Here is a 20,496-nt window from a genome sequence, read left to right as displayed (position 1 = left end):
ATTTCTACGTTGTTAGAATATCCGCTATCAATGATTAATTGTATGAATTATAAGAAATAATTTATGCGTGGGAATCGGTAGTGAAAATCATTACTAACACCATGGAAATAATTTGCGTGATACGTCACAAATAATCAAATGCAATCTTGTGGTGATTATTTGTGATTAATAGAGTGATGGCACCAACCGAACAGGGATTACCCCCTCGTGTTCTCATTTCTGGAGAGAGTTATGGAGATCCTCTACAACGTCTTTACCGTGTTCTTTAATCAGGTAATGACTAACGCCCCGCTTTTGCTGGGTATCGTGACGTGCCTGGGCTACATCCTTCTGCGCAAAAGCGTCAGCGTCATCATCAAAGGCACAATCAAAACCATCATCGGTTTCATGCTGTTGCAGGCGGGTTCAGGCATTCTGACCAGCACCTTTAAGCCTGTGGTTGCGAAGATGTCGGAGGTGTATGGCATCAACGGCGCCATCTCTGACACCTACGCGTCGATGATGGCCACCATTGACCGCATGGGAGATGCCTACAGTTGGGTGGGGTACGCGGTACTGCTCGCGCTGGCGTTGAACATCATTTACGTTCTGCTGCGCCGCATTACCGGCATCCGCACCATCATGCTGACTGGCCACATTATGTTCCAGCAGGCCGGGCTGATTGCGGTGTCTCTCTATATCTTCGGCTACCCCATGTGGACCACGATTATCTGCACCGCCGTGCTGGTATCGCTCTACTGGGGTATCACCTCCAACATGATGTACAAGCCGACGCAGGAGGTCACCGACGGCTGCGGTTTCTCCATCGGCCATCAGCAGCAATTCGCCGCCTGGCTCGCTTACAAGGTCGCACCGTACCTGGGTAAAAAAGAGGACAGCGTGGAAGATCTCAAGCTGCCGGGCTGGCTGAATATCTTCCACGACAACATCGTTTCAACCGCCATTGTGATGACCATCTTCTTCGGCGCCATTCTGCTCTCCTTCGGGATTGATGTGGTGCAGGCGATGGCGGGGAAAACGCACTGGACGGTTTATATCCTGCAGACCGGTTTCTCCTTCGCGGTAGCCATTTTCATCATTACCCAGGGCGTCCGTATGTTTGTTGCCGAACTGTCTGAAGCCTTTAATGGGATCTCCCAACGCCTGATTCCTGGTGCGGTGCTGGCCATTGACTGTGCGGCTATCTACAGCTTTGCGCCAAACGCGGTGGTCTGGGGCTTCATGTGGGGCACCATCGGCCAGTTGATTGCGGTAGGCATTCTGGTCGGCTGTGGCTCATCCATTCTGATTATTCCTGGCTTTATCCCAATGTTCTTCTCTAACGCCACCATTGGCGTCTTTGCTAACCACTTTGGCGGCTGGCGCGCGGCGCTCAAGATCTGTCTGGTGATGGGCATGGTGGAGATCTTCGGTTGCGTGTGGGCGGTCAAGCTCACCGGCATGAGCGCCTGGATGGGCATGGCGGACTGGTCAATCCTGGCACCGCCAATGATGCAGGGCTTTGCGTCCGTCGGGCTGGTCTTTATGGCCGTCATCATCCTGATTGCTCTGGCTTATATGTTCTTCGCTGGCCGTTCTCTGCGAGCTGAAGAAGATGCGGAAAAACAAACAGCAGAAGTTTCTGCTCACTAAGGAGTTTCGATTATGACCGTACGTATCCTGGCTGTGTGTGGCAATGGGCAAGGTAGCTCCATGATCATGAAGATGAAAGTGGACCAGTTTTTAACCCAGTCAAACATTGACCACACGGTGAACAGCTGCGCGGTGGGTGAATACAAAAGTGAACTGAACGGCGCCGATATCATCATCGCGTCTACCCATATCGCCGGTGAAATTAGCGTTTCTGGCAACAAGTATGTCGTGGGGGTACGCAATATGCTCTCCCCTGCGGATTTCGGCCCAAAACTGCTGGAAGTGATCAAAGCGCACTTCCCCCAGGACGTGAAGTAAGGACGTCACATGAAACTACGTGATTCGCTGGCAGAGAATAACTCCATCCTTTTACAGGCCGAGGCCAGCACCTGGCAGGAGGCGGTCAAGCTGAGCGTGGACCTGCTGGTTAAGGCTGATGTTGTCGAGCCGCGGTATTACCAGGCCATTCTTGATGGTGTGGCGCAGCATGGTCCTTATTTTGTCATCGCGCCAGGCCTTGCAATGCCGCACGGTCGCCCGGAAGAGGGCGTGAAGAAAACCGGCTTCGCGCTGGTAACGCTGAAAACGCCTTTGGTGTTTAACCATGAAGATAACGACCCGGTCGACATCCTGATCACCATGGCGGCCGTCGATGCCAATACCCATCAGGAGGTTGGCATCATGCAGATCGTTAACCTGTTTGATGACGAAGCGAATTTTGATCGTTTACGCGCCTGCCGCACTGAGCAGGAAGTGCTGGATTTAATTGATAACGCCACAGCGGCGGCAGTTTAAGAAGGAATTGAAAATGTCATTACCAATGTTGCAGGTTGCGCTGGATAACCAGACTCTGTCCGATGCGTATGAAACCACCCGCTTGATTGCGGAAGAGGTGGATATTATCGAAGTTGGCACCATTCTGTGCGTAGGCGAAGGCGTGCGCGCCGTTCGCGATCTGAAAGCGCTCTACCCGCATAAAATCGTGCTGGCCGATGCCAAGATTGCCGATGCAGGCAAAATTCTCTCCCGCATGTGTTTTGAAGCCAATGCCGACTGGGTCACTGTGATCTGCTGTGCAGATATCAACACCGCGAAAGGCGCGCTGGATGTGGCGAAAGAGTTCAACGGCGATGTGCAGATTGAACTGACCGGTTTCTGGACCTGGGAACAGGCCCAGGCGTGGCGCGATGCTGGCATTCAGCAGGTCGTTTATCACCGCAGCCGTGATGCGCAGGCCGCCGGCGTGGCGTGGGGAGACGCGGATATCAGCGCCATTAAACGTCTTGCTGACATGGGCTTTAAAGTGACCGTTACCGGTGGCCTGGCACTGGAAGATCTGCCGCTGTTTAAAGGTATCCCTATTCACGTCTTTATCGCGGGTCGCAGCATTCGTGATGCCGCGTCTCCGGTGGAAGCGGCACGTCAGTTCAAACGTTCAATCGCTCAGCTTTGGGGCTAAGGAGCGGGTATGTTGTCTAAACAGGTCCCGCTTGGCATCTATGAAAAGGCACTCCCTGCGGGGGAGTGCTGGCTGGAGCGGCTGAAACTGGCGAAACAGTTGGGCTTCGATTTTGTCGAAATGTCCGTGGATGAGACCGATGAACGTCTTTCTCGCCTCGACTGGAGCCAGGAGCAGCGTCTGGCGCTGGTGAGTGCGGTCGCCGAAACGGGCGTACGCGTGCCGTCCATGTGCCTCAGTGCCCACCGTCGTTTTCCGCTTGGCAGTGAAGATGATACGGTGCGCGTGCAGGGGCTGGAGATCATGCGTAAAGCCATTCGTTTTGCGCAGGATGTGGGTATTCGCGTGATACAGCTTGCCGGGTATGACGTTTACTATCAGGAAGCCAATGACGAAACGCGTCGTCGTTTTCGTGATGGCCTGAAAGAGAGCGTTGAGATGGCTAGCCGCGCGCAGGTGACGCTGGCGATGGAGATCATGGACTATCCGTTAATGAACTCGATCAGCAAGGCGCTGGGCTACGCGCATTACCTGAACAATCCGTGGTTCCAGCTCTATCCTGATATCGGTAACCTGTCGGCGTGGGATAACGACGTACAGATGGAACTGCTGGCGGGGATGGGCCATATCGTCGCGGTTCATGTCAAAGATACGCGTCCTGGGGTATTCAAAAACGTTCCGTTCGGCACCGGGGTGGTGGATTTCGAACGGTGCTTCCAGACGCTCAAACAGGCGGGGTATTGCGGACCTTACCTGATTGAGATGTGGAGCGAAACGTCAGATGACCCGGCAGGTGAAGTGGCTAACGCTCGCGGCTGGGTACGGGAACGTATGGCACGGGCCGGCTTACTGGAGGCTGAATATGCTTAAGCTTAAGCAGCAGGTCTTTGACGCTAATATGGATCTCCCGCGCTATGGGCTGGTGACCTTCACCTGGGGAAACGTCAGTGCTATCGACCGAGAGCAGGGACTCGTGGTGATTAAGCCTAGCGGCGTGGCATATGACGCTATGAGCCCTGACGATATGGTGGTGGTTGATCTTGAGGGTAACGTTGTCGACGGCAAATGGCGCCCTTCTTCAGATACAGCCACCCATCTGGCGCTCTACCGGCGTTACCCTTCTCTGGGCGGCGTAGTGCATACGCACTCTACGCATGCCACAGCCTGGGCACAGGCGGGGCGGGCCATTCCGGCTCTGGGAACCACGCATGCGGATTACTTCTTTGGTGACATTCCGTGCACGCGGGCACTCACGCAGACAGAAGTGGAAGGCGAGTACGAGCTCAACACCGGCAACGTCATTATCGAAACGCTGGGTGAGAGCGAACCGCTGCATACGCCGGGCATTGTGGTCTATCAGCACGGTCCGTTCGCCTGGGGAAAAGATGCGCATGACGCTGTCCATAACGCGGTAGTCATGGAGGAGGTGGCACGTATGGCGTGGATCGCTCGCGGCATCAACCCACAGCTTCAGGGCATTGATGATTACCTGATGAACAAGCATTTCATGCGCAAGCACGGTCCAAACGCCTATTACGGGCAGAAGTGAATAAGTGCTCTGGAATACCGAAAACAGTTGTAACCGGTGGTATTTCAGAGCCATTCATAAAAAAAAGCCCCCGGGCAGGGGGCAAGTAAAACGATGGCTATATTCTTTTTGTTGGCTTTCCTGGTGCTAGCGTCAAAGCGTTATCGGTAAATATCTGCACTGGCGTGCATGTTGCCGTTGCTGCCGGGCTCACGCATCAGAATAACGTGGTAGTAATTTGCCCCCTGAGCATCGGTTTCTTTATTAAGCGCCTGATCTGCTTCGCTCTCTGTGGCGAAATGGTGATTGATGTAAATAACGCCTAAGCTCTGCACATCATCCATGTTTCTGGCCTGTCGGCCGTCTATCTTGATGGCTGCCATCGCGTTTGCACTGAGCAAAAGCGCAGCCATTACGGCAATTGCGATTTTTTTCATGATATGCGCTCCACGACTGGGTGCTGTGAGACGGTTGTTTGCTCCCCTCCGGTATTTATATGGTCTCTGATTAAAGTGTAATCACTTATCCGGCGAGGATGCGTGACCATTTCTGATGCAGTTGTTCAAAAAAACAACGCTTCCTGATGTGGTTAATTTTAAATCACCCACTTAGACCAGCTTTGCGGTTTGTGCGAATTATTTGTGCAATCAGCTTGAGTTTCCTGGGGGGCGCAAGTATTATGACGCGTCAATTTTTCAGCCGACCTTTAACACGTTCCTTGCCTCCCCGGGCCTCGGCTGACCCAGACAGGAGGCTGAATAATCCGTAAGGAGCAATTCGATGCGTCATTACGAAATCGTTTTTATGGTCCATCCTGACCAGAGCGAACAGGTTCCGGGTATGATCGAGCGTTACTCTGCTGCCATCACTGGTGCAGAAGGTACGATCCACCGTCTGGAAGACTGGGGCCGCCGTCAGCTGGCTTACCCGATCAACAAACTGCACAAAGCACACTACGTTCTGATGAACGTTGAAGCTCCGCAGGAAGTGATCGATGAGCTGGAAACTACCTTCCGCTTCAACGATGCCGTTATCCGCAGCATGGTTATGCGTACCAAACACGCAGTTACCGAAGCATCTCCGATGGTTAAAGCGAAAGACGAGCGCCGTGAGCGTCGCGATGATTTCGCAAACGAAACCGCAGATGATTCTGATGCTGGGGATTCTGAAGAGTAATTTCTGATGACCAACCGTCTGGCGTTGTCCGGCATCGTATGCAGGGCTCCCCTTCGAAAGGTCAGTCCATCAGGAATTCCGCATTGCCAGTTCGTGCTTGAGCATCGTTCTGTGCAAGAGGAAGCCGGGTTTCACCGGCAGGCGTGGTGCCAAATGCCCGTTATCATTAGCGGACACGAAAACCAGGCCATTACTCACAGTTTAACGGTCGGTAGTGCAGTAATCGTTCAGGGGTTCATCTCTTGCCACAAGGCAAAGAACGGTCTGAGCAAAATGGTTCTGCATGCCGAGCAGATTGATTTGATAGATTCTGGAGACTAGCCATATGGCACGTTATTTCCGTCGTCGCAAGTTCTGCCGTTTCACCGCGGAAGGCGTTCAAGAGATCGACTATAAAGATATCGCAACGCTGAAAAACTACATCACCGAAAGCGGTAAGATTGTCCCAAGCCGTATCACCGGTACTCGTGCAAAATACCAGCGTCAGCTGGCTCGCGCTATCAAACGCGCTCGCTACCTGTCTCTGCTGCCGTACACTGATCGTCATCAGTAATCGGGCACGGTCCATTAATACGACTTTAAGAGGATAAGGTAATGCAAGTTATTCTGCTTGATAAAGTAGCAAACCTGGGCAGCCTGGGTGATCAGGTAAACGTTAAAGCGGGCTACGCTCGTAACTTCCTGGTTCCACAGGGCAAAGCTGTTCCTGCTACCAAGAAAAACGTAGAGTTTTTCGAAGCACGTCGTGCTGAACTGGAAGCCAAACTGGCTGACGTTCTGGCGGCTGCTAACGCTCGCGCTGAAGCAATCAACGCACTGGGCACTGTTACCATCGCTTCCAAAGCTGGCGACGAAGGTAAACTGTTCGGTTCCATCGGTACCCGCGATATCGCTGATGCAGTTTCTGCAGCAGGCGTTAAAGTGGCTAAGAGCGAAGTTCGTCTGCCGAACGGCGTCCTGCGTACCACTGGTGAGCACGAAGTTGACTTCCAGGTTCACAGCGAAGTGTTCGCTAAACTGGTTGTTAACGTTGTAGCTGAGTAATTTTTTACTCTGCTCGCGTCGAAGCGCCGGCCTTGTGCCGGCGTTTTGCTTTTTAAAACCTGACGAACCTCTCTTTTAGCTTGTATGGTCGCGATTCCTGACGCATTCTCTGATAATAAAATGAAACGCAATTTTATCTTTGAGATTTGCCATGGAAACCGCTCTGTCTACGCCTGTCTTTGCCCGTCGCAATGTGGCCTACGCCTGCGCCACACTCTGCTGTCTGCTCTGGGGTAGCTCTTACCCGGCCATTAAAAGTGGCTATGAACTCTTTCAGATCGCAACCGATGATATTCCGTCAAAAGTCGTCTTTGCCGGATACCGTTTTCTGTTTGCCGGAGCACTGCTGCTGCTGTTTGCGCTGGCACAGCGTAAACCCATCGCCAGGCTCACGCCCACGCAGTTTGGCCAGCTTACTATCCTGGGACTGACGCAGACCACCATTCAGTACACCTTCTTTTATATCGGGCTGGCATACACCACGGGCGTTAATGGCTCGATCATGAACGCCACCGGCACCTTCTTCAGCGTACTGCTGGCGCATTTTATCTACCACAACGACAAGCTCAGCTATAACAAAACGCTGGGCTGTATTCTGGGGTTTGCAGGGGTGATGCTGGTGAATTTCCACAGTGGTATTCGTGATTTCCGCTTTGTCTGGAATGGTGACGGGTTTGTGGTGCTGGCGGCGTTCATCCTCTCCGCCGCCACGCTTTACGGCAAACGGATTTCCCAGACGGTTGATCCCACGGTGATGACCGGCTGGCAGCTGGGCATTGGTGGTCTTGCGCTGGTGGCAGGGGGATATGCCACGGGCGGGACGCTGGAGGTGCATAGCCTTACCGCGGTGGCGGTATTAGGGTATCTGACATTGCTCTCATCCGTCGCCTTCGCCCTGTGGAGCGCGCTACTGAAAGTGAACCGCGTCAGTATGATTGCCCCGTTCAACTTTGTGATTCCCGTCGCCGGGACGGTACTGTCCGCTATTTTCCTTGGCGAAAACATCCTTGAGATTAAATACGCGATTGCGCTGGTGCTGGTCTGCTCGGGGATCTGGTGGGTGAATAAACGGAGTGCCTGAGAACAAAAGTGCCGGGTGGCGGCTTTGCCTTACCCGGCCTACGCCATTACCGTGCTCTGATAAAACTGCCGTCTGGCTGGCGGGTAAACAGCACCTGTTGGCCATTACCCGTATCAATCGTTAGCCCGGTGACCACGCCGCTGGCATTCTGGCGGATCTGCACCATCTGGCCGTTCTGCAGGTTACTGAGCGGCTTGCCCGCACCTTCAACCTGAGCCATCGCATAGACATCGGTTGGCGGCAGGTTATGGTCGCGGAACAGCTGAGCAAGCGTTTTGCCCGCCTCCACGCGGTAGGAACGCCATTGCTGCTCAATGCCGGTTGGCTGCTGCGTCTGCGGTTCAGACGGGGCTGCGGCCTGCTCCTGCGGCTGTTCTTCCTGAATAGGCTCTGGCTCAACCGGTGCAACCTGTCCCGGATCGTTAGACGGCGTCACAAGCTGTGTCTGCATGGGTTGCGTGTCAGGCTGCGGGCGCGTTTGCGACTGAAGATCCAGTTGCGCATTGCGGGTAACCGGTGCGGTATCGACATCATCGCCGCCAGAAGGGAGCAGGAAACCGACGATCACCAGCAGCGCGCCTATGATAATCCCTCTGCGATGCAGAGGAGGTAGCGGGTCCATAATGCGAAAATTGTCCGGCGCATGCCAGATTTTCGCCAGGGTAGGTTTCAGTTCAAATCGCCCGGGCATGGCTCTCCTCCTGCTCCGCGTCTTTTTTATCCTGTGCTCCGAAGTATAGTTCGCTAACTGCCTGAACGGCGTAGCAAACCCGACATCCGTGACATCCATTCGGGATTAATCCTGGTTACCTCTATTGTTTCTGTTTCGTCGCAGTTTGTCACCTTAACTTCAGACAAAGTTTTACCCATAAGGGCATGGCTGCTATGCTGCCCGCTACTTTAAATGTGATGGAAGGAAAACCCATGACCACCCCGACTTTTGACACTATCGAAGCGCAGGCAAGTTACGGTATCGGCCTGCAGGTAGGACAGCAACTGAGCGAATCCGGCCTGGAAGGTCTGTTACCAGAAGCGCTGGTGGCGGGTATCGCTGACGCGCTGGAAGGCAAACAGCCAGCCGTTCCGGTTGATGTTGTGCACCGTGCGCTGCGTGAAATCCACGAACGTGCGGACGCTGTGCGTCGCGCGCGCTTCGAAGAGATGGCGGCAGAAGGCGTGAAATATCTGGAAGAGAACCGTGAGCGTGAAGGCGTGAACAGCACCGAGTCTGGCCTGCAGTTCCGCGTGATCAACCAGGGCGACGGCGCTATCCCGGCACGCACTGACCACGTTCGCGTGCACTACACCGGTAAGCTGATCGACGGTACCGTGTTCGACAGCTCTGTTGCACGCGGCGAACCGGCTGAATTCCCGGTTAACGGCGTTATCGCAGGCTGGATTGAGGCTCTGACCCTGATGCCAGTCGGCTCCAAATGGGAACTGACTATCCCACACAACCTGGCGTACGGTGAGCGTGGCGCTGGCGCATCCATCCCACCATTCAGCACCCTGGTGTTTGAAGTCGAGCTGCTGGAAATCCTGTAATCGGCTTTTCTTATTTCCTCTCTCCGTCCGGGGAGAGGAAAATAGTGTTAAAACCTATAGTTACGTCGGAATCAATATTTTATCTTGCAAACGAAACTGTTGCGTGTATTTTTGTGAGCTGTTTCGCGCTGTATGAGTGATATGACACTCACTTCCAACATATTATTAACATAATATCTAAATCATAGTATTCATCCCGCCGATTCTTACCTAATATCGATAAACCCTTACAAAGGGACCGTCATTTATTTGACGTTTTTAAAGGCCAGAAGAGCCTTAACAACACAGACAGGCATAAACAGGAAAATTACATGGTAGATCAGGTCAAAGTCGCCGCGACAGAAGAGGCGACGTCTGAACAGTCGCTACGGCGCAATCTCACAAACCGTCATATTCAGCTTATCGCCATCGGGGGTGCCATCGGTACCGGGCTGTTTATGGGCTCAGGCAAAACCATCAGTCTTGCCGGGCCGTCGATCATTTTTGTTTATATGATCATCGGTTTTATGCTCTTTTTTGTGATGCGTGCAATGGGTGAATTGCTGCTCTCCAACCTCGAATACAAATCTTTCAGTGATTTTGCTTCCGACCTGCTCGGTCCCTGGGCGGGTTATTTCACCGGCTGGACCTACTGGTTCTGCTGGGTCGTAACCGGCATGGCGGATGTCGTCGCCATTACTGCCTATGCGCAGTTCTGGTTCCCGGGGCTGTCGGACTGGGTCGCCTCGCTGGCGGTGATTATTCTGCTGCTGAGCCTCAACCTCGCCACCGTTAAGATGTTCGGTGAGATGGAGTTCTGGTTCGCGATGATCAAGATTGTCGCTATTGTGGCGCTGATTGTGGTGGGCCTGGTAATGGTGCTGACGCACTTCCAGTCGCCAACCGGCGTACAGGCTTCGTTTACCCATCTGTGGAATGACGGCGGCTGGTTCCCGAAAGGCATCAGCGGCTTCTTTGCCGGCTTCCAGATTGCAGTGTTTGCCTTTGTGGGGATTGAGCTTGTCGGAACCACCGCTGCGGAAACCAAAGACCCGGAAAAATCCCTGCCGCGTGCAATCAACTCCATTCCGGTTCGTATCATCATGTTCTACGTCTTTGCGTTGATCATTATTATGTCCGTGACGCCGTGGAGCTCGGTTGTGCCAAGCAAGAGCCCATTCGTTGAACTGTTCGTGCTGGTGGGACTGCCTGCGGCAGCGAGCCTGATTAACTTCGTGGTGCTGACATCTGCAGCGTCATCGGCGAACAGCGGTGTGTTCTCAACCAGCCGCATGCTGTTTGGCCTGGCGCAGGAAGGCGTTGCGCCGAGCGCGTTCGCGAAGCTCTCTAAGCGTGCTGTTCCGGCGAAAGGGCTGACGTTCTCCTGCATGTGCCTGTTGGGTGGGGTGGTAATGCTCTACGTGAACCCGAGCGTTATCGGTGCGTTCACCATGATCACCACCGTTTCGGCGATCCTGTTTATGTTCGTCTGGACGATCATCCTCTGTTCGTACCTGGTGTATCGTAAACAGCGTCCGCATCTGCATGAGAAATCGATCTATAAGATGCCGCTGGGCAAGCTGATGTGCTGGGTGTGCATGGCGTTCTTCGCGTTCGTTCTGGTTCTGCTGACGCTGGAAGATGACACCCGTCAGGCGCTGATCGTCACGCCGCTGTGGTTCATCGCCCTGGGGCTGGGCTGGATGTTTATCGGTAAGAAACGAATGGCAGGCGTAAGGTAAAAGCAAAACGGCAACTTCGGTTGCCGTTTTTAGTTTTTGCACCCTCTCCCCGTGGGAGAGGGCCGGGGTGAGGGCATCAGGCTTCATTGGCCTTTTTATTCACCCGCTAATGCACGCGGGAACAGAACGTTATTCTCAAGACTGATGTGTTCCATCAGGTCATCGATCATCTCGTTAATGCCGTTGTACATCGCTTTCCATGTGGTGCAGGCTTCTGGCGGCGGCGTGACGTTATTGGTCGTGTGTTTGATGACTTCCAGCAGTTCACCCGCGTCGTCATGTTCGCTTTCCATCACGCTAATTGGCCCCATCGCCTGGCTGCCCATTCCCTGTTTAATCATCGGGAAGAGGATCTGCTCTTCTTTCATCATGTGGCTGGTGAGTTCTTCATGCAGCATGGTCAGGTATTTCGCCAGGCCGCGCGGCACGGAAGGCTTGTCGGCATGAACGCGCTCCACTTTGGTGGCCTGCAGGATCAGCTCCGGCAGTTGTTCGCGGTGGCGATCGTGGTAACGCACGATAATGTGGTCGATGATTTCGGCAAGCGGGGCCGTGCGCCACTCTTTGTCGATGGGTTGCTCTGCCAGCAGAGCCAGCTCCGCTTCAATAACCTTTACATCCAGCTCTTTGCGCGAGGCCGCACGTGCCAGGGTTTGCTTACCGCCGCAGCAGTAATCCATGTCGTATTTACGAAACAGCGCAGAAGCGCGAGGGATGGAGAGCGCCAGCTCGCCGAGGGGTTGGTCGCGGAAGGCCATAGCAGTTACCTCATCATCAAGAATATAAGATGCATATTAAATGCATCTTTAAGGCGGCGCTATAACCCTTTAGAGGCAAGGGTGAAAATGAGATGTAAGTCACAAAAAATTAGCGTGTTTAACTCACTGAATGAATGCAGAAAATAACTTTAGAAACTTTTTTAACGTGGAGAAACAGTAAACAACCCGCCGCGCCTGCCGATATATCCACGTCAGACAAACCTGCATATTACAAAGGCAACGCATGTTTAAACGTATAAAAGTCATTACCCTTTTGATTTCGGTGCTGCTTGTGCTCGGCATCATGCAACTCGTTTCCGCCGGTATCTTTATCAACGCGCTGAATAACGATAAAGACAATTTCACCGTGTCGCAGCTATCCAGCAAGAACGTGGCGGAGTTTACCGATGCATGGATCAGCCTGAACCAGGCGCGCGTCACCCTGAACCGCGGCATGCTGCGTCTGCAAAGCAGCATGGCCTCGCAGATTAACGGCGGACAGCTCAATGAGCTGGTAAACACGGCGAAAAACCTGCTGGCCAATGCCCAGTCTCATTACGACAAATACTATGCTTTGCCGAATACCCCAGGGCTGGATCCCAACCTGGCAAATCGCCTGGAAGAGCAGTACCGCAATTACTCCGCGACGCTGACCCAAATGAACGTTTTGCTCTCTCAGGGCAATCTGGAAGAGATGTTCAAGCAGAATGCAGAGCAGAAACAGACCGCGATGCAAAACGTTTACCGGGAATGGCGTGAAGCCCAGGCCGTGCTTACGGATAAAGGGATCAAAGATAACGAAAGTGATTACAAGCGTATCCTGTGGATCCTCTCTGCGGTTATGCTGCTGGTGATTATCGTGATTATCTCCAGCTGGATTGCCATGCGCCGCGTGCTGCTGTTGCCGCTGCAGGATGTGATAAGCCATATCCGCGCCATTGCCGCCGGTGATTTAACCCAGCCGATCCATGCAGAGGGTAAAAACGAGATGGCCGTGCTGGCGCAAAACGTCCAGGAGATGCAAACCGCGCTGGCAAACACCGTGGGCGTGGTTCGTGAAGGTGCGGATACCATTTACACCGGTGCGGGGGAAATCTCTGCGGGCAGTAACGATCTCTCTTCCCGTACCGAGCAGCAGGCTGCCTCGCTGGAAGAGACGGCTGCCAGCATGGAGCAGCTGACGGCAACGGTGAAACAAAACGCCGACAATGCCCGTCAGGCTTCCCGTCTGGCGCTTGATGCCTCTTCAACGGCGAAGAAGGGCGGTAACGTTGTAGAAGGCGTGGTGCGCACCATGGACGAAATCGCCACCAGTTCCAGCAAAATTGCGCAAATTACCAATGTCATTGACGGCATTGCCTTCCAGACGAACATCCTGGCTCTTAACGCGGCAGTTGAAGCGGCGCGCGCAGGTGAGCAGGGGCGTGGCTTTGCGGTGGTAGCCGGAGAAGTGCGTACGCTCGCTCAGCGCAGCGCCCAGGCGGCGAAAGAGATTAAAGCGCTGATTGATGACTCTGGTGAGCGAGTTAACGCAGGCTCGCAACTGGTGAACGAAGCCGGGGCCACTATGGCGGAGATTGTTAACGCTGTTACTCGCGTCACCGACATTATGGGTGAAATTGCCTCTGCGTCTGATGAGCAGAGCCGCGGGATCGACCAGGTGGGCCAGGCGGTGGCAGAGATGGATCGGGTTACCCAACAGAACGCCTCGCTGGTGGAAGAGTCTGCTGCCGCAGCGGCCGCGCTGGAAGACCAGGCGGCACGCCTGAACGACGCGGTGGCGGTGTTTAAAATTGCCCGCAGCCAGGCAGTGAAGGCGGCTCCGGCGAAAACCTATGCGCCAAAAACGCAGCCCGTTGCTTCTGCGTCTGAAGCCAACTGGGAAACGTTTTAAAAGCTTGCCCGGAGGCGGCTACGCCTGACCGGGCCTACGTTTTTGCAGGCCCTGCAAACGCCTCACATCTCCGACGCCGGAACGACCATCGGTTTTTCCGGCTTAGCTCTTACCGCCATCACTACCCCCATCACCAGCAGCACTATTCCACAGGCCGTTAACAGCGGCGGTACGCTCTGGCGCATCAGGAAGGTGTACAGCAACCCGGCCAGCGTTTCGAAGACAATCAGCGGCCCTAAGATCACCGTTGGCAGTTTCTGGCTGGCGATATTCCAGCACAGCGCGCCCACCCAGGAACAGAGCACAGCGATAGCGATCATCAGCCCGACAAAGACCCATGGCCGCGGTCCGAAGGGCAGGGCGAAGTCTGGCTGTTGCTGCGCAGACCATAAGCACGCCCCGGCATAGCCCACCAGCGAGACCGGCAGCGTTACCAGCGCCTGTGCCGTTGCCCACATCATCGGATGTTTATCCGGGTTCTCCCGCAACCATCGCGCATTACGCAGGGCATACCAGGCCCAGCAGGCGACGGAAATAAATGCTAAACCGATCCCCGAACCGTAACGCCAGACGCTGAAATCAGCGAGCCCGTGGCGAAGCTCGGCAATATTCACACAGACCAGCCCGACGCCCGTGCAGATCAGCGCGGGCACCATTTTTGACCATGCCAGTTTGCCATCGCGCTGGCTGTACAGCAGGTTCGCAAAGACGGGGATAACGACAGGCAGCGTGCCGATAATCATGGTCGATACCGGCGCGCCGGTACGCTGAATGGCGCTCGCCAGGCAGACGTAATAGATAAGGTTGCCCATCATGGTCAGCGCCAGCGCGGTCATCCAGTCCTGGCGGTTGAGCTGACGTAAACGCGTACGACCGAGCCAGGCCAGCGGCAGGGCAATCAGCCCCAGCGCCAGATAGCGTCCGGTTGACTGCAGGGCCGCCGGATACTCGGGCACAATCAGCGGGCCGACAAAAATCAGCCCCCACATCAGCCCTGCCAGCAGGGCATACAACACGCCACTAATCATTATTCCATCCACATCAATTGACTTTGTACTCAGTGTAGAAGGGGGGATTGCGCGCGTATTGTATGAGATTGCGCATCAGCGCCCGATAACTTGTTTCTGGTAGCGGACAGGCGTAATCCCGTAGCGGCGGGTAAACGCGCGGGTTAAATGCGACTGGTCGGTCAGCCCGGTCGCGGCGGCCACTTCGGCGGCGGGCATACCGTGCGTAAGGAAGCCTTTGGCGCGCCACAGGCGAATAGCCATCAGCATCTGGTGCGGCGTGACGTGGAAATGGGCTTTAAACTGGCGCTGAAAATGGTATGGGCTGAGAGAAACCACGTTGGCCAACTCGTCCAGCGTCACGGCGTGCATGTAGTTGTCGTGCAGATATTCGCGTACCCGTTCGAACCGGTGCGCGCCTTCCTTAATTATTGGGGCGTGATGGGCCAACGGCTGGAAGGTCTCAATCAGATCTAGCAGCAGTCCTTTTTGCGCAAGCGGGTCCTGGGTATGCCACAGGCCGTAGATCAGCTGGCCGATTTGCTGCGAACGCAGCGGGTCGTGGCGGGTCACGTCGCTGAACCACCAGTGGCGCAGGCCAGTCACCTCTTCCAGTAAAGCGGGTTCGATGTAAACCATCCGGTAGCGCCAGCCGCCTTCGGTGGCCGATTCACCGGTGTGGATCTCGTCCGGGTTCATGGTGACAACGGATTTTTCAGCGGCCAGGTGCTGGGTACCGCGATAGCGAAAGCGCTCGGCACCGGTTTCGATGGTGCCGATGCCGAAGGCTTCATGAGTGTGAGGCTCAAAGGCGTAGTCAGCGATATGCGCGTGATAAAGTTCCAGACCCGGCAACTGCGCCAGATGGCGAAAGCGCGCGCTGTCTCTCTCATCGCTAAATTGTTCCGGTACGCCTTGCACACTGATTCTCCTCGGGGGCTATCTTGTGATTATCAGAGATGATCCGGGATTATGCACTAAACATCTTTGCGCGAACGGTCTTACGGTAATCCCCCGGTGAAACCGTGGTTTTATGTTTAAACTGGCGATTAAAGTGCGCAATATCCTGATACCCAACCGCGTTGGCGATCTCCTGAATACACAGGTTGGTTGATTGCAACATATTCATGGCTAACTCAATTCTGGCGGTTAATAAATATTGCAAAGGGGACATGTCAGTGGCGTTTTTAAAACGACGATTAAAGTTGCGCAAACTCATGCCAGCCATATCGGCAAGATTTTGCATTGATATATCTGAGGCGCAGTTGGCTTTAATCCAGGTCTGAATTTGTACAATATCTTCATCGGGATGGGGTTTGTTTTCTTCGCTGTAGCACTGACGATCAAACTGGCTACGAATTTCATGGAAAAATGTCCGTTGAGTATGTGTGGCTACCCGTTTTCCATATATCGTTTCAATAAAATGAATTGTCAGATCTGACAAGGCCTTAACGCTGGCGGCGCAGTAAATATTTTCGGCCTGGGTGAGAAAATGTTTAGTTTGTAATTTAACGCTGGGGTAATCGCGTGAGAATTGCCGGAAGTAGTGCCAGTGGGTGGTGGCGGGTTTCCCGTTAAGCAACCCTGATTCCGCCAGAAAACAACAGCCGGTTCCGACGGCAGCGATGCGGGTGCCTCGTGCGGCCTGCTCAGAAAGCCACGCCAGCAGCTCAGGCTGTTGTCTGACTACCGCGCGAGGGTTGCGCCACAGGGCCGGAATATAAATAACATCGTAGTGTCTGTCGTCGGCAAGTGTGGTGTCGGCAGTAATACTGAAGCCACTGTGCGTGCGGATCGGCAAACTGTTTATGCCGATGGTATTGACCTTCAAAATGCTTTCCGGTCGACAGAGCCTGAAACGCGATCGCTTTGCCGGGGACGTATCTGTGTTGGCGTTTGTTTTTTGCTCAGCTAAATAGCTACTGGCCGCTGATTTCCACATTTCAATCGGTAGACTGAGGCCGGAACTTAGCATGCGTTCGCATAACACAAATCCTATTTGTGTATTTGTCATTTTTGATTAATACCTGTTTTGACTATTATTTTTGGTAGCTCATCTTTAACCTGGCCAAAAAAGTCAGCATTTTGGCTGGATTTTCATATTAGCTTTTGTTGGCGATTTGTAAACTAATATCTGTAAATTGTCTTAGCTTGATAACAAAATAAATTCACGACCAATACAGGATGGATTATGGTGAAATTACCCGTAATAACAGCATTTGGTGGCTATGGTCCGGCTGGTCGTAGTTCTTCACATCATGCATTTCGCCGAATGGTTATAGAGTCATTATCCGAAGAGGAACGGCAGCAGACGTTATTATCGCTCGCCATCCTGATGGGCCTTCTTAAATATGATGAAGGCGGATATTGTGACATTTCCGGTAAAAGATTCACACCCGATCAGGCTGCCGCGACGATAAAGAACGAGGCGCTTGAAGGATCCCTTATCAGAAAAATCACGGACGATTATTTTGATGTTGATGCCATCGTTAGTCATGCAAAATTGAATATGGCTTCGGACAAAAACGGTTTTAGTTTTAATATCTCTTCCAGACAATTACCTCAACCCTTACCGCAGGGATGGCATGCTGAGGAATTAACGGATCAGCGCGTGCGCATTACCGTCCGGGGTGATATGGACTGTAGAATTGAGACGCTGTTGCGCACGGAAGTTCAGGCCGCAGGTTTGCTACCACAAGGATTCCGGCCGGGTGACTATTACAATTCACAGTTTCACCCGCGGGCGTTGCAAATGGCCGTTGTCGGGGCGTCAGATGCGATCAACGCTTTGGGGATCCCGTGGCGGGATATACAGGCGAAAATTTCGCCGGATCAGCTGGGTATCTACTCGGGCAATATTATGGGACAGCTCGACGAGTATGGCTTTGGCGGAATGTTGCAGTCGCGTCTCAAGGGCCATCGCGTCAGCGCCAAGCAGTGTCCGCTGGGCCTGAACAGCATGTGCGCTGATTTTCTCAATGCCTATGTGCTGGGTAGCGTGGGCCACACCAGCGCCACGCTGGGAGCATGCGCCACGTTTCTTTATAACCTGAACGCGGCCGTCGAAGACATAAAAGCAGGGCGCATTCGCGTGGCCGTGGTAGGCAGCGCAGAAGCACCGGTTACGTCAGAGGTGATTGAAGGTTTTGATGCCATGGGCGCGCTGGCGACAGAGAGTAAACTCAGGCATATCGATCAGACGGAGACGGCCGACTGGCGCAACAGCAGCCGTCCGTTTGGCAACAGCTGTGGGTTTGTGATCGCCGAGTCCAGTCAGTATATCGTGTTGATGGACGACAAACTGGCGATGCAGCTCGGCGCAGAGATTCACGGTTCTGTGGGAAACATCTTTATCAATGCTGATGGCTATAAGCGTTCGATTGCTTCACCGGGGCCGGGGAATTACATCACTATGGCGAAAGCTGTCGCCTCTGCAGTGTCGATGGTTGGACTGGAGACGGTGCAAAAGGGATCGTTTATCCAGGCCCATGGTTCAAGCACGCCGAAAAATTGTGTCTCGGAAGCGGATATTTTTGACCGTGTTGCGCAAGCCTTTTCGATTCACGACTGGCCGGTGACGGCGGTGAAATCTTACCTGGGACACTCCCTGGGGCCTGCCAGCGGGGACCAGTTGATAAGCTGTCTCGGTGTCTTCCGCTATGGCATTTTACCGGGCATTAAAAGTGTGTCGCACATCGCGCCACAGGTGAATAACGCGCGTTTACACATCCCTGTTAAGGACTGCAAATTAGAGGATGAACAGGGGCAAATTGCGTTTATTAATTCAAAAGGCTTCGGCGGTAATAATGCCACGGGGGTGGTTTACTCGCCGAAGCTTACTCAACAATGGTTGCGCAAACGCTATGGCGAACCGGCCTTTGCAGATTATCAGCAGCGTAACCGCCAGGTGCAACGACAGGCCCGTGCTTACGATGAAGCTGCCTCTCACGGCGAATTAAACGTTATTTATCTGTTTGGGCAGCAGGGGATAAATGAAGACGATATCAATATTGATATGAATGGCATCACTATTCCCGGCTTTGAAAAGCCTATTTCGTTTGCGAGGAAAAAAGAATATAGCGATTTTTAATTTCTACCTGCGACGTAAGCGGGGTTAACAGGAGTCACATTTATACAGGCGCAAATTAATTTGAATACTATGTCAGCGGCAGGATTGAGTGCTTTATAGCGACTCTCTTTCGCAAAAGAATAGATTGAGCTGTGCTCTTTAAGCCCTAATCGAGTCGGTGGCGAGGTATTCCGCTTTTTATTTTACCCCGCCATCCGTAATAATAGTCTTCCCGTTACAAAATGGTTTTAACGCTTTCAGCCAGTGACGTGGTTGCTCGCCCAATCAGTTTGCTCAGCGTATGGCTATCGTCAAAGAGTCCGCCTTTAGATGCGCCCACATCAGAGTCCGCCAGCATATCCGCCAACCCGGCAGGCAGGCCGACACTCTTCAGCGCAGCGGCGAAATCCGCTTCGCTCATGTTCTGATAAACTACCGGTTTACCGCTCTGCTTGCTCAGTTCAGCCGCCAGATCGCTCAGCGTCCACGCGCTGTCGCCTGCCAGTTCATAGACCTTGCCAGCGTGGCCCTCTTCCGAAACCACTTTTGCCGCCGCCGCCGCGTAATCCGCACGGGTGGCTGAGGCGATTTTGCCTTCACCTGCGGCACCGATAAACACGCCGTGTTCCAGCGCAGGCGGCGCGCTCGCCAGGTAGTTTTCGGTATACCAGCCGTTGCGCAGCAGGGCATAAGGAATGCCGGATGTTGCCAGCGCTTTTTCCGTAGCAACATGCTCAACGTGCAGGCCCAGCGGTGAGTTATCTGCATGTAGCAGGCTGGTGTAGGCGATAAATGTCACGCCAGCCGCTTTGGCAGCGTTGATGACGTTCTGGTGCTGCGTGGCGCGCTGACCCACTTCGCTGGATGAGATCAGCAGAAGTTTCTTCACACCCTTCAGCGCTGTGGTCAACGCGGCCTGGTCGGTGTAATTGCCCTGACGAACCACAATACCCTGCTGGCTCAGGGCTTCCGCTTTCGCCGGGTTACGCACAATGGCGACAATCTGGTTTGCCGGGACGGTTTTTAACAGCTGTTCGATAACGAGGCGGCCAAGCTGGCCGGTAGCGCCGGTAATCGCGATCATGATCAATCTCCTTCGTGTTTGTCTGGTGTTGTGGCACACTAGCACCATAACTAACTTTTAGTAAGTACGTACAAAAAGGTAAGTATTAAATGACGATACCGACACTCAGCGAACAAATGCGCGATGGTAACCTCTTCGCGGAGCAGTGCCCGTCCAGAGAGGTGCTCAAACATGTCACCAGCCGCTGGGGGGTTCTGATCCTGGTGGCGCTACGTGAGGGAACGCATCGCTTCAGCGATCTGCGCCGTAAAATGGGCGGCGTGAGCGAGAAGATGCTGGCCCAGTCGCTGCAGGCACTGGAGCATGACGGTTTTGTCGATCGCGTTTCGTATCCTGTTGTACCGCCGCACGTTGAGTATAGCCTGACGCCGCTTGGCGTAGAGGTGAGCGAGAAAGTGGCCGCGCTGGCGGACTGGATAGAGGTGAATACGCCAAAAGTAATGGCGAACCGGGATGAGCGGGCAGCGTAAAACCCGGGAATGTGCGGTCTGATGCCCC

General features: G+C 53.8%; 23 protein-coding genes. 16 read left to right on the top strand and 7 right to left on the bottom strand.

The genetic code is table 11. The annotated features are described in order from the left end of the window. The first annotated feature begins 231 nt into the window (after positions 1-231). From ulaA to VF709_RS22140, 6 genes are read left to right on the top strand one after another with little or no spacing between them, the layout of a single operon-like run. Positions 232-1,632 carry a PTS ascorbate transporter subunit IIC gene (ulaA, locus tag VF709_RS22165; RefSeq protein ID WP_013095302.1) on the top strand — a complete coding sequence of 467 codons (1,401 nt, stop codon included), beginning with the start codon at positions 232-234 and terminating at the stop codon, positions 1,630-1,632. Between the two features lie 12 nt (positions 1,633-1,644). Continuing rightward, positions 1,645-1,950, top strand: coding sequence for a PTS ascorbate transporter subunit IIB (ulaB, locus tag VF709_RS22160; RefSeq protein WP_004109091.1), 306 nt, complete (start codon positions 1,645-1,647; stop codon positions 1,948-1,950). Positions 1,951-1,959: 9 nt separating this feature from the next. Further along, positions 1,960-2,427: a PTS ascorbate transporter subunit IIA gene (gene ulaC / locus VF709_RS22155; RefSeq protein ID WP_013095304.1), complete on the top strand. Its 468-nt coding sequence runs from the start codon at positions 1,960-1,962 to the stop codon at positions 2,425-2,427. A gap of 13 nt (positions 2,428-2,440) precedes the next feature. After that, positions 2,441-3,091 (top strand): 3-keto-L-gulonate-6-phosphate decarboxylase UlaD, encoded by a 651-nt coding sequence (gene ulaD, locus VF709_RS22150; protein WP_013095305.1) that lies wholly within the window; start codon positions 2,441-2,443, stop codon positions 3,089-3,091. A gap of 9 nt (positions 3,092-3,100) precedes the next feature. Then, positions 3,101-3,961: an L-ribulose-5-phosphate 3-epimerase gene (locus tag VF709_RS22145; RefSeq protein WP_038418535.1), complete on the top strand. Its 861-nt coding sequence runs from the start codon at positions 3,101-3,103 to the stop codon at positions 3,959-3,961. Then, entirely contained in the window at positions 3,954-4,640 is a 687-nt protein-coding gene (locus VF709_RS22140; protein WP_013095307.1) for an L-ribulose-5-phosphate 4-epimerase, read from the top strand. The genes VF709_RS22145 and VF709_RS22140 overlap by 8 nt, the downstream gene beginning before the upstream one ends. Before the next feature lie 140 nt (positions 4,641-4,780). On the opposite strand, the gene yjfY is transcribed toward VF709_RS22140, so the two are convergent. Then, positions 4,781-5,056 (bottom strand): DUF1471 family protein YjfY, encoded by a 276-nt coding sequence (gene yjfY / locus VF709_RS22135; RefSeq protein WP_038418536.1) that lies wholly within the window; start codon positions 5,054-5,056, stop codon positions 4,781-4,783. 343 nt (positions 5,057-5,399) lie between these two features. On the opposite strand from yjfY, the gene rpsF reads away from it, so the two are divergent. From rpsF to VF709_RS22110, 5 genes are all read left to right on the top strand, one after another. Continuing rightward, entirely contained in the window at positions 5,400-5,795 is a 396-nt protein-coding gene (gene rpsF, locus VF709_RS22130) for a 30S ribosomal protein S6 (protein WP_003856034.1), read from the top strand. A 6-nt stretch (positions 5,796-5,801) separates the two neighbouring features. Beyond that, positions 5,802-6,116 (top strand): primosomal replication protein N, encoded by a 315-nt coding sequence (gene priB / locus VF709_RS22125; protein ID WP_008502895.1) that lies wholly within the window; start codon positions 5,802-5,804, stop codon positions 6,114-6,116. 4 nt (positions 6,117-6,120) lie between these two features. Further along, on the top strand, positions 6,121-6,348 hold the full coding sequence (rpsR, locus tag VF709_RS22120; RefSeq protein ID WP_000135199.1) for a 30S ribosomal protein S18: 228 nt from the start codon (positions 6,121-6,123) through the stop codon (positions 6,346-6,348). Positions 6,349-6,389: 41 nt separating this feature from the next. Then, the gene (rplI, locus tag VF709_RS22115) at positions 6,390-6,839 is read left to right on the top strand and encodes a 50S ribosomal protein L9 (RefSeq protein WP_008502894.1); all 450 of its coding nucleotides are present in this window, start codon (positions 6,390-6,392) and stop codon (positions 6,837-6,839) included. Between the two features lie 151 nt (positions 6,840-6,990). Further along, positions 6,991-7,920 (top strand): DMT family transporter, encoded by a 930-nt coding sequence (locus tag VF709_RS22110; protein ID WP_013095309.1) that lies wholly within the window; start codon positions 6,991-6,993, stop codon positions 7,918-7,920. Between the two features lie 46 nt (positions 7,921-7,966). Here the strand turns inward: VF709_RS22110 and VF709_RS22105 are convergent, their stop codons facing one another. After that, on the bottom strand, positions 7,967-8,611 hold the full coding sequence (locus VF709_RS22105) for an OapA family protein (protein WP_023619713.1): 645 nt from the start codon (positions 8,609-8,611) through the stop codon (positions 7,967-7,969). 233 nt (positions 8,612-8,844) lie between these two features. On the opposite strand from VF709_RS22105, the gene fklB reads away from it, so the two are divergent. Further along, entirely contained in the window at positions 8,845-9,465 is a 621-nt protein-coding gene (fklB, locus tag VF709_RS22100) for an FKBP-type peptidyl-prolyl cis-trans isomerase (protein WP_008502892.1), read from the top strand. Positions 9,466-9,776: 311 nt separating this feature from the next. Continuing rightward, on the top strand, positions 9,777-11,186 hold the full coding sequence (cycA, locus tag VF709_RS22095) for a D-serine/D-alanine/glycine transporter (protein WP_038418537.1): 1,410 nt from the start codon (positions 9,777-9,779) through the stop codon (positions 11,184-11,186). A gap of 95 nt (positions 11,187-11,281) precedes the next feature. Here the strand turns inward: cycA and ytfE are convergent, their stop codons facing one another. Further along, positions 11,282-11,944, bottom strand: a complete 663-nt coding sequence (gene ytfE, locus VF709_RS22090; protein WP_038418538.1) for an iron-sulfur cluster repair protein YtfE — start codon at positions 11,942-11,944, stop codon at positions 11,282-11,284. 244 nt (positions 11,945-12,188) lie between these two features. On the opposite strand from ytfE, the gene VF709_RS22085 reads away from it, so the two are divergent. Further along, positions 12,189-13,838, top strand: coding sequence for a methyl-accepting chemotaxis protein (locus VF709_RS22085; protein WP_020684395.1), 1,650 nt, complete (start codon positions 12,189-12,191; stop codon positions 13,836-13,838). Positions 13,839-13,900: 62 nt separating this feature from the next. Here VF709_RS22085 and VF709_RS22080 read toward each other — a convergent pair whose 3' ends face one another. The 3 genes from VF709_RS22080 to VF709_RS22070 all read right to left on the bottom strand — a co-directional run bounded on the left by VF709_RS22080 (position 13,901) and on the right by VF709_RS22070 (position 16,859). Then, positions 13,901-14,866, bottom strand: a complete 966-nt coding sequence (locus tag VF709_RS22080; RefSeq protein ID WP_023619710.1) for a DMT family transporter — start codon at positions 14,864-14,866, stop codon at positions 13,901-13,903. Between the two features lie 75 nt (positions 14,867-14,941). Further along, positions 14,942-15,766, bottom strand: coding sequence for an AraC family transcriptional regulator (locus tag VF709_RS22075; RefSeq protein WP_013095315.1), 825 nt, complete (start codon positions 15,764-15,766; stop codon positions 14,942-14,944). Between the two features lie 49 nt (positions 15,767-15,815). After that, positions 15,816-16,859, bottom strand: coding sequence for a GlxA family transcriptional regulator (locus VF709_RS22070; protein ID WP_038418539.1), 1,044 nt, complete (start codon positions 16,857-16,859; stop codon positions 15,816-15,818). Positions 16,860-17,036: 177 nt separating this feature from the next. Here VF709_RS22070 and VF709_RS22065 point away from each other — a divergent pair, with 177 nt between their 5' ends. Beyond that, the gene (locus tag VF709_RS22065; RefSeq protein WP_038418540.1) at positions 17,037-18,935 is read left to right on the top strand and encodes a beta-ketoacyl synthase; all 1,899 of its coding nucleotides are present in this window, start codon (positions 17,037-17,039) and stop codon (positions 18,933-18,935) included. 214 nt (positions 18,936-19,149) lie between these two features. Here VF709_RS22065 and VF709_RS22060 read toward each other — a convergent pair whose 3' ends face one another. Beyond that, the gene (locus tag VF709_RS22060; protein WP_038418541.1) at positions 19,150-19,998 is read right to left on the bottom strand and encodes an SDR family oxidoreductase; all 849 of its coding nucleotides are present in this window, start codon (positions 19,996-19,998) and stop codon (positions 19,150-19,152) included. A gap of 89 nt (positions 19,999-20,087) precedes the next feature. Between VF709_RS22060 and VF709_RS22055 the strand changes: the two genes are divergently transcribed. Continuing rightward, positions 20,088-20,468 carry a winged helix-turn-helix transcriptional regulator gene (locus VF709_RS22055; protein WP_028027891.1) on the top strand — a complete coding sequence of 127 codons (381 nt, stop codon included), beginning with the start codon at positions 20,088-20,090 and terminating at the stop codon, positions 20,466-20,468. Positions 20,469-20,496 lie beyond the last annotated feature (28 nt).

Source organism: Enterobacter sp. Lyrl_3 (genome assembly GCF_051948675.1).
Taxonomy (GTDB): Bacteria; Pseudomonadota; Gammaproteobacteria; order Enterobacterales; family Enterobacteriaceae; genus Enterobacter; species Enterobacter cloacae.
Note: the sequence above shows the minus strand (reverse complement) of the source record. Positions and strands in the feature narration are given on the sequence as shown.

Coding starts and splice junctions, on each gene's coding strand:
- VF709_RS22070 (WP_038418539.1), bottom strand. CDS start 16,859: ATGACAAATACACAAATAGGATTTGTGTTATGCGAACGCATGCTAAGT.
- VF709_RS22140 (WP_013095307.1), top strand. CDS start 3,954: ATGCTTAAGCTTAAGCAGCAGGTCTTTGACGCTAATATGGATCTCCCG.
- VF709_RS22080 (WP_023619710.1), bottom strand. CDS start 14,866: ATGATTAGTGGCGTGTTGTATGCCCTGCTGGCAGGGCTGATGTGGGGG.
- fklB (WP_008502892.1), top strand. CDS start 8,845: ATGACCACCCCGACTTTTGACACTATCGAAGCGCAGGCAAGTTACGGT.
- VF709_RS22085 (WP_020684395.1), top strand. CDS start 12,189: ATGTTTAAACGTATAAAAGTCATTACCCTTTTGATTTCGGTGCTGCTT.
- VF709_RS22065 (WP_038418540.1), top strand. CDS start 17,037: ATGGTGAAATTACCCGTAATAACAGCATTTGGTGGCTATGGTCCGGCT.
- VF709_RS22110 (WP_013095309.1), top strand. CDS start 6,991: ATGGAAACCGCTCTGTCTACGCCTGTCTTTGCCCGTCGCAATGTGGCC.
- yjfY (WP_038418536.1), bottom strand. CDS start 5,056: ATGAAAAAAATCGCAATTGCCGTAATGGCTGCGCTTTTGCTCAGTGCA.
- ytfE (WP_038418538.1), bottom strand. CDS start 11,944: ATGGCCTTCCGCGACCAACCCCTCGGCGAGCTGGCGCTCTCCATCCCT.
- VF709_RS22055 (WP_028027891.1), top strand. CDS start 20,088: ATGACGATACCGACACTCAGCGAACAAATGCGCGATGGTAACCTCTTC.
- VF709_RS22105 (WP_023619713.1), bottom strand. CDS start 8,611: ATGCCCGGGCGATTTGAACTGAAACCTACCCTGGCGAAAATCTGGCAT.
- VF709_RS22145 (WP_038418535.1), top strand. CDS start 3,101: ATGTTGTCTAAACAGGTCCCGCTTGGCATCTATGAAAAGGCACTCCCT.
- ulaD (WP_013095305.1), top strand. CDS start 2,441: ATGTCATTACCAATGTTGCAGGTTGCGCTGGATAACCAGACTCTGTCC.
- rpsF (WP_003856034.1), top strand. CDS start 5,400: ATGCGTCATTACGAAATCGTTTTTATGGTCCATCCTGACCAGAGCGAA.
- VF709_RS22060 (WP_038418541.1), bottom strand. CDS start 19,998: ATGATCGCGATTACCGGCGCTACCGGCCAGCTTGGCCGCCTCGTTATC.
- ulaA (WP_013095302.1), top strand. CDS start 232: ATGGAGATCCTCTACAACGTCTTTACCGTGTTCTTTAATCAGGTAATG.
- cycA (WP_038418537.1), top strand. CDS start 9,777: ATGGTAGATCAGGTCAAAGTCGCCGCGACAGAAGAGGCGACGTCTGAA.
- priB (WP_008502895.1), top strand. CDS start 5,802: ATGACCAACCGTCTGGCGTTGTCCGGCATCGTATGCAGGGCTCCCCTT.
- ulaB (WP_004109091.1), top strand. CDS start 1,645: ATGACCGTACGTATCCTGGCTGTGTGTGGCAATGGGCAAGGTAGCTCC.
- ulaC (WP_013095304.1), top strand. CDS start 1,960: ATGAAACTACGTGATTCGCTGGCAGAGAATAACTCCATCCTTTTACAG.
- rplI (WP_008502894.1), top strand. CDS start 6,390: ATGCAAGTTATTCTGCTTGATAAAGTAGCAAACCTGGGCAGCCTGGGT.
- rpsR (WP_000135199.1), top strand. CDS start 6,121: ATGGCACGTTATTTCCGTCGTCGCAAGTTCTGCCGTTTCACCGCGGAA.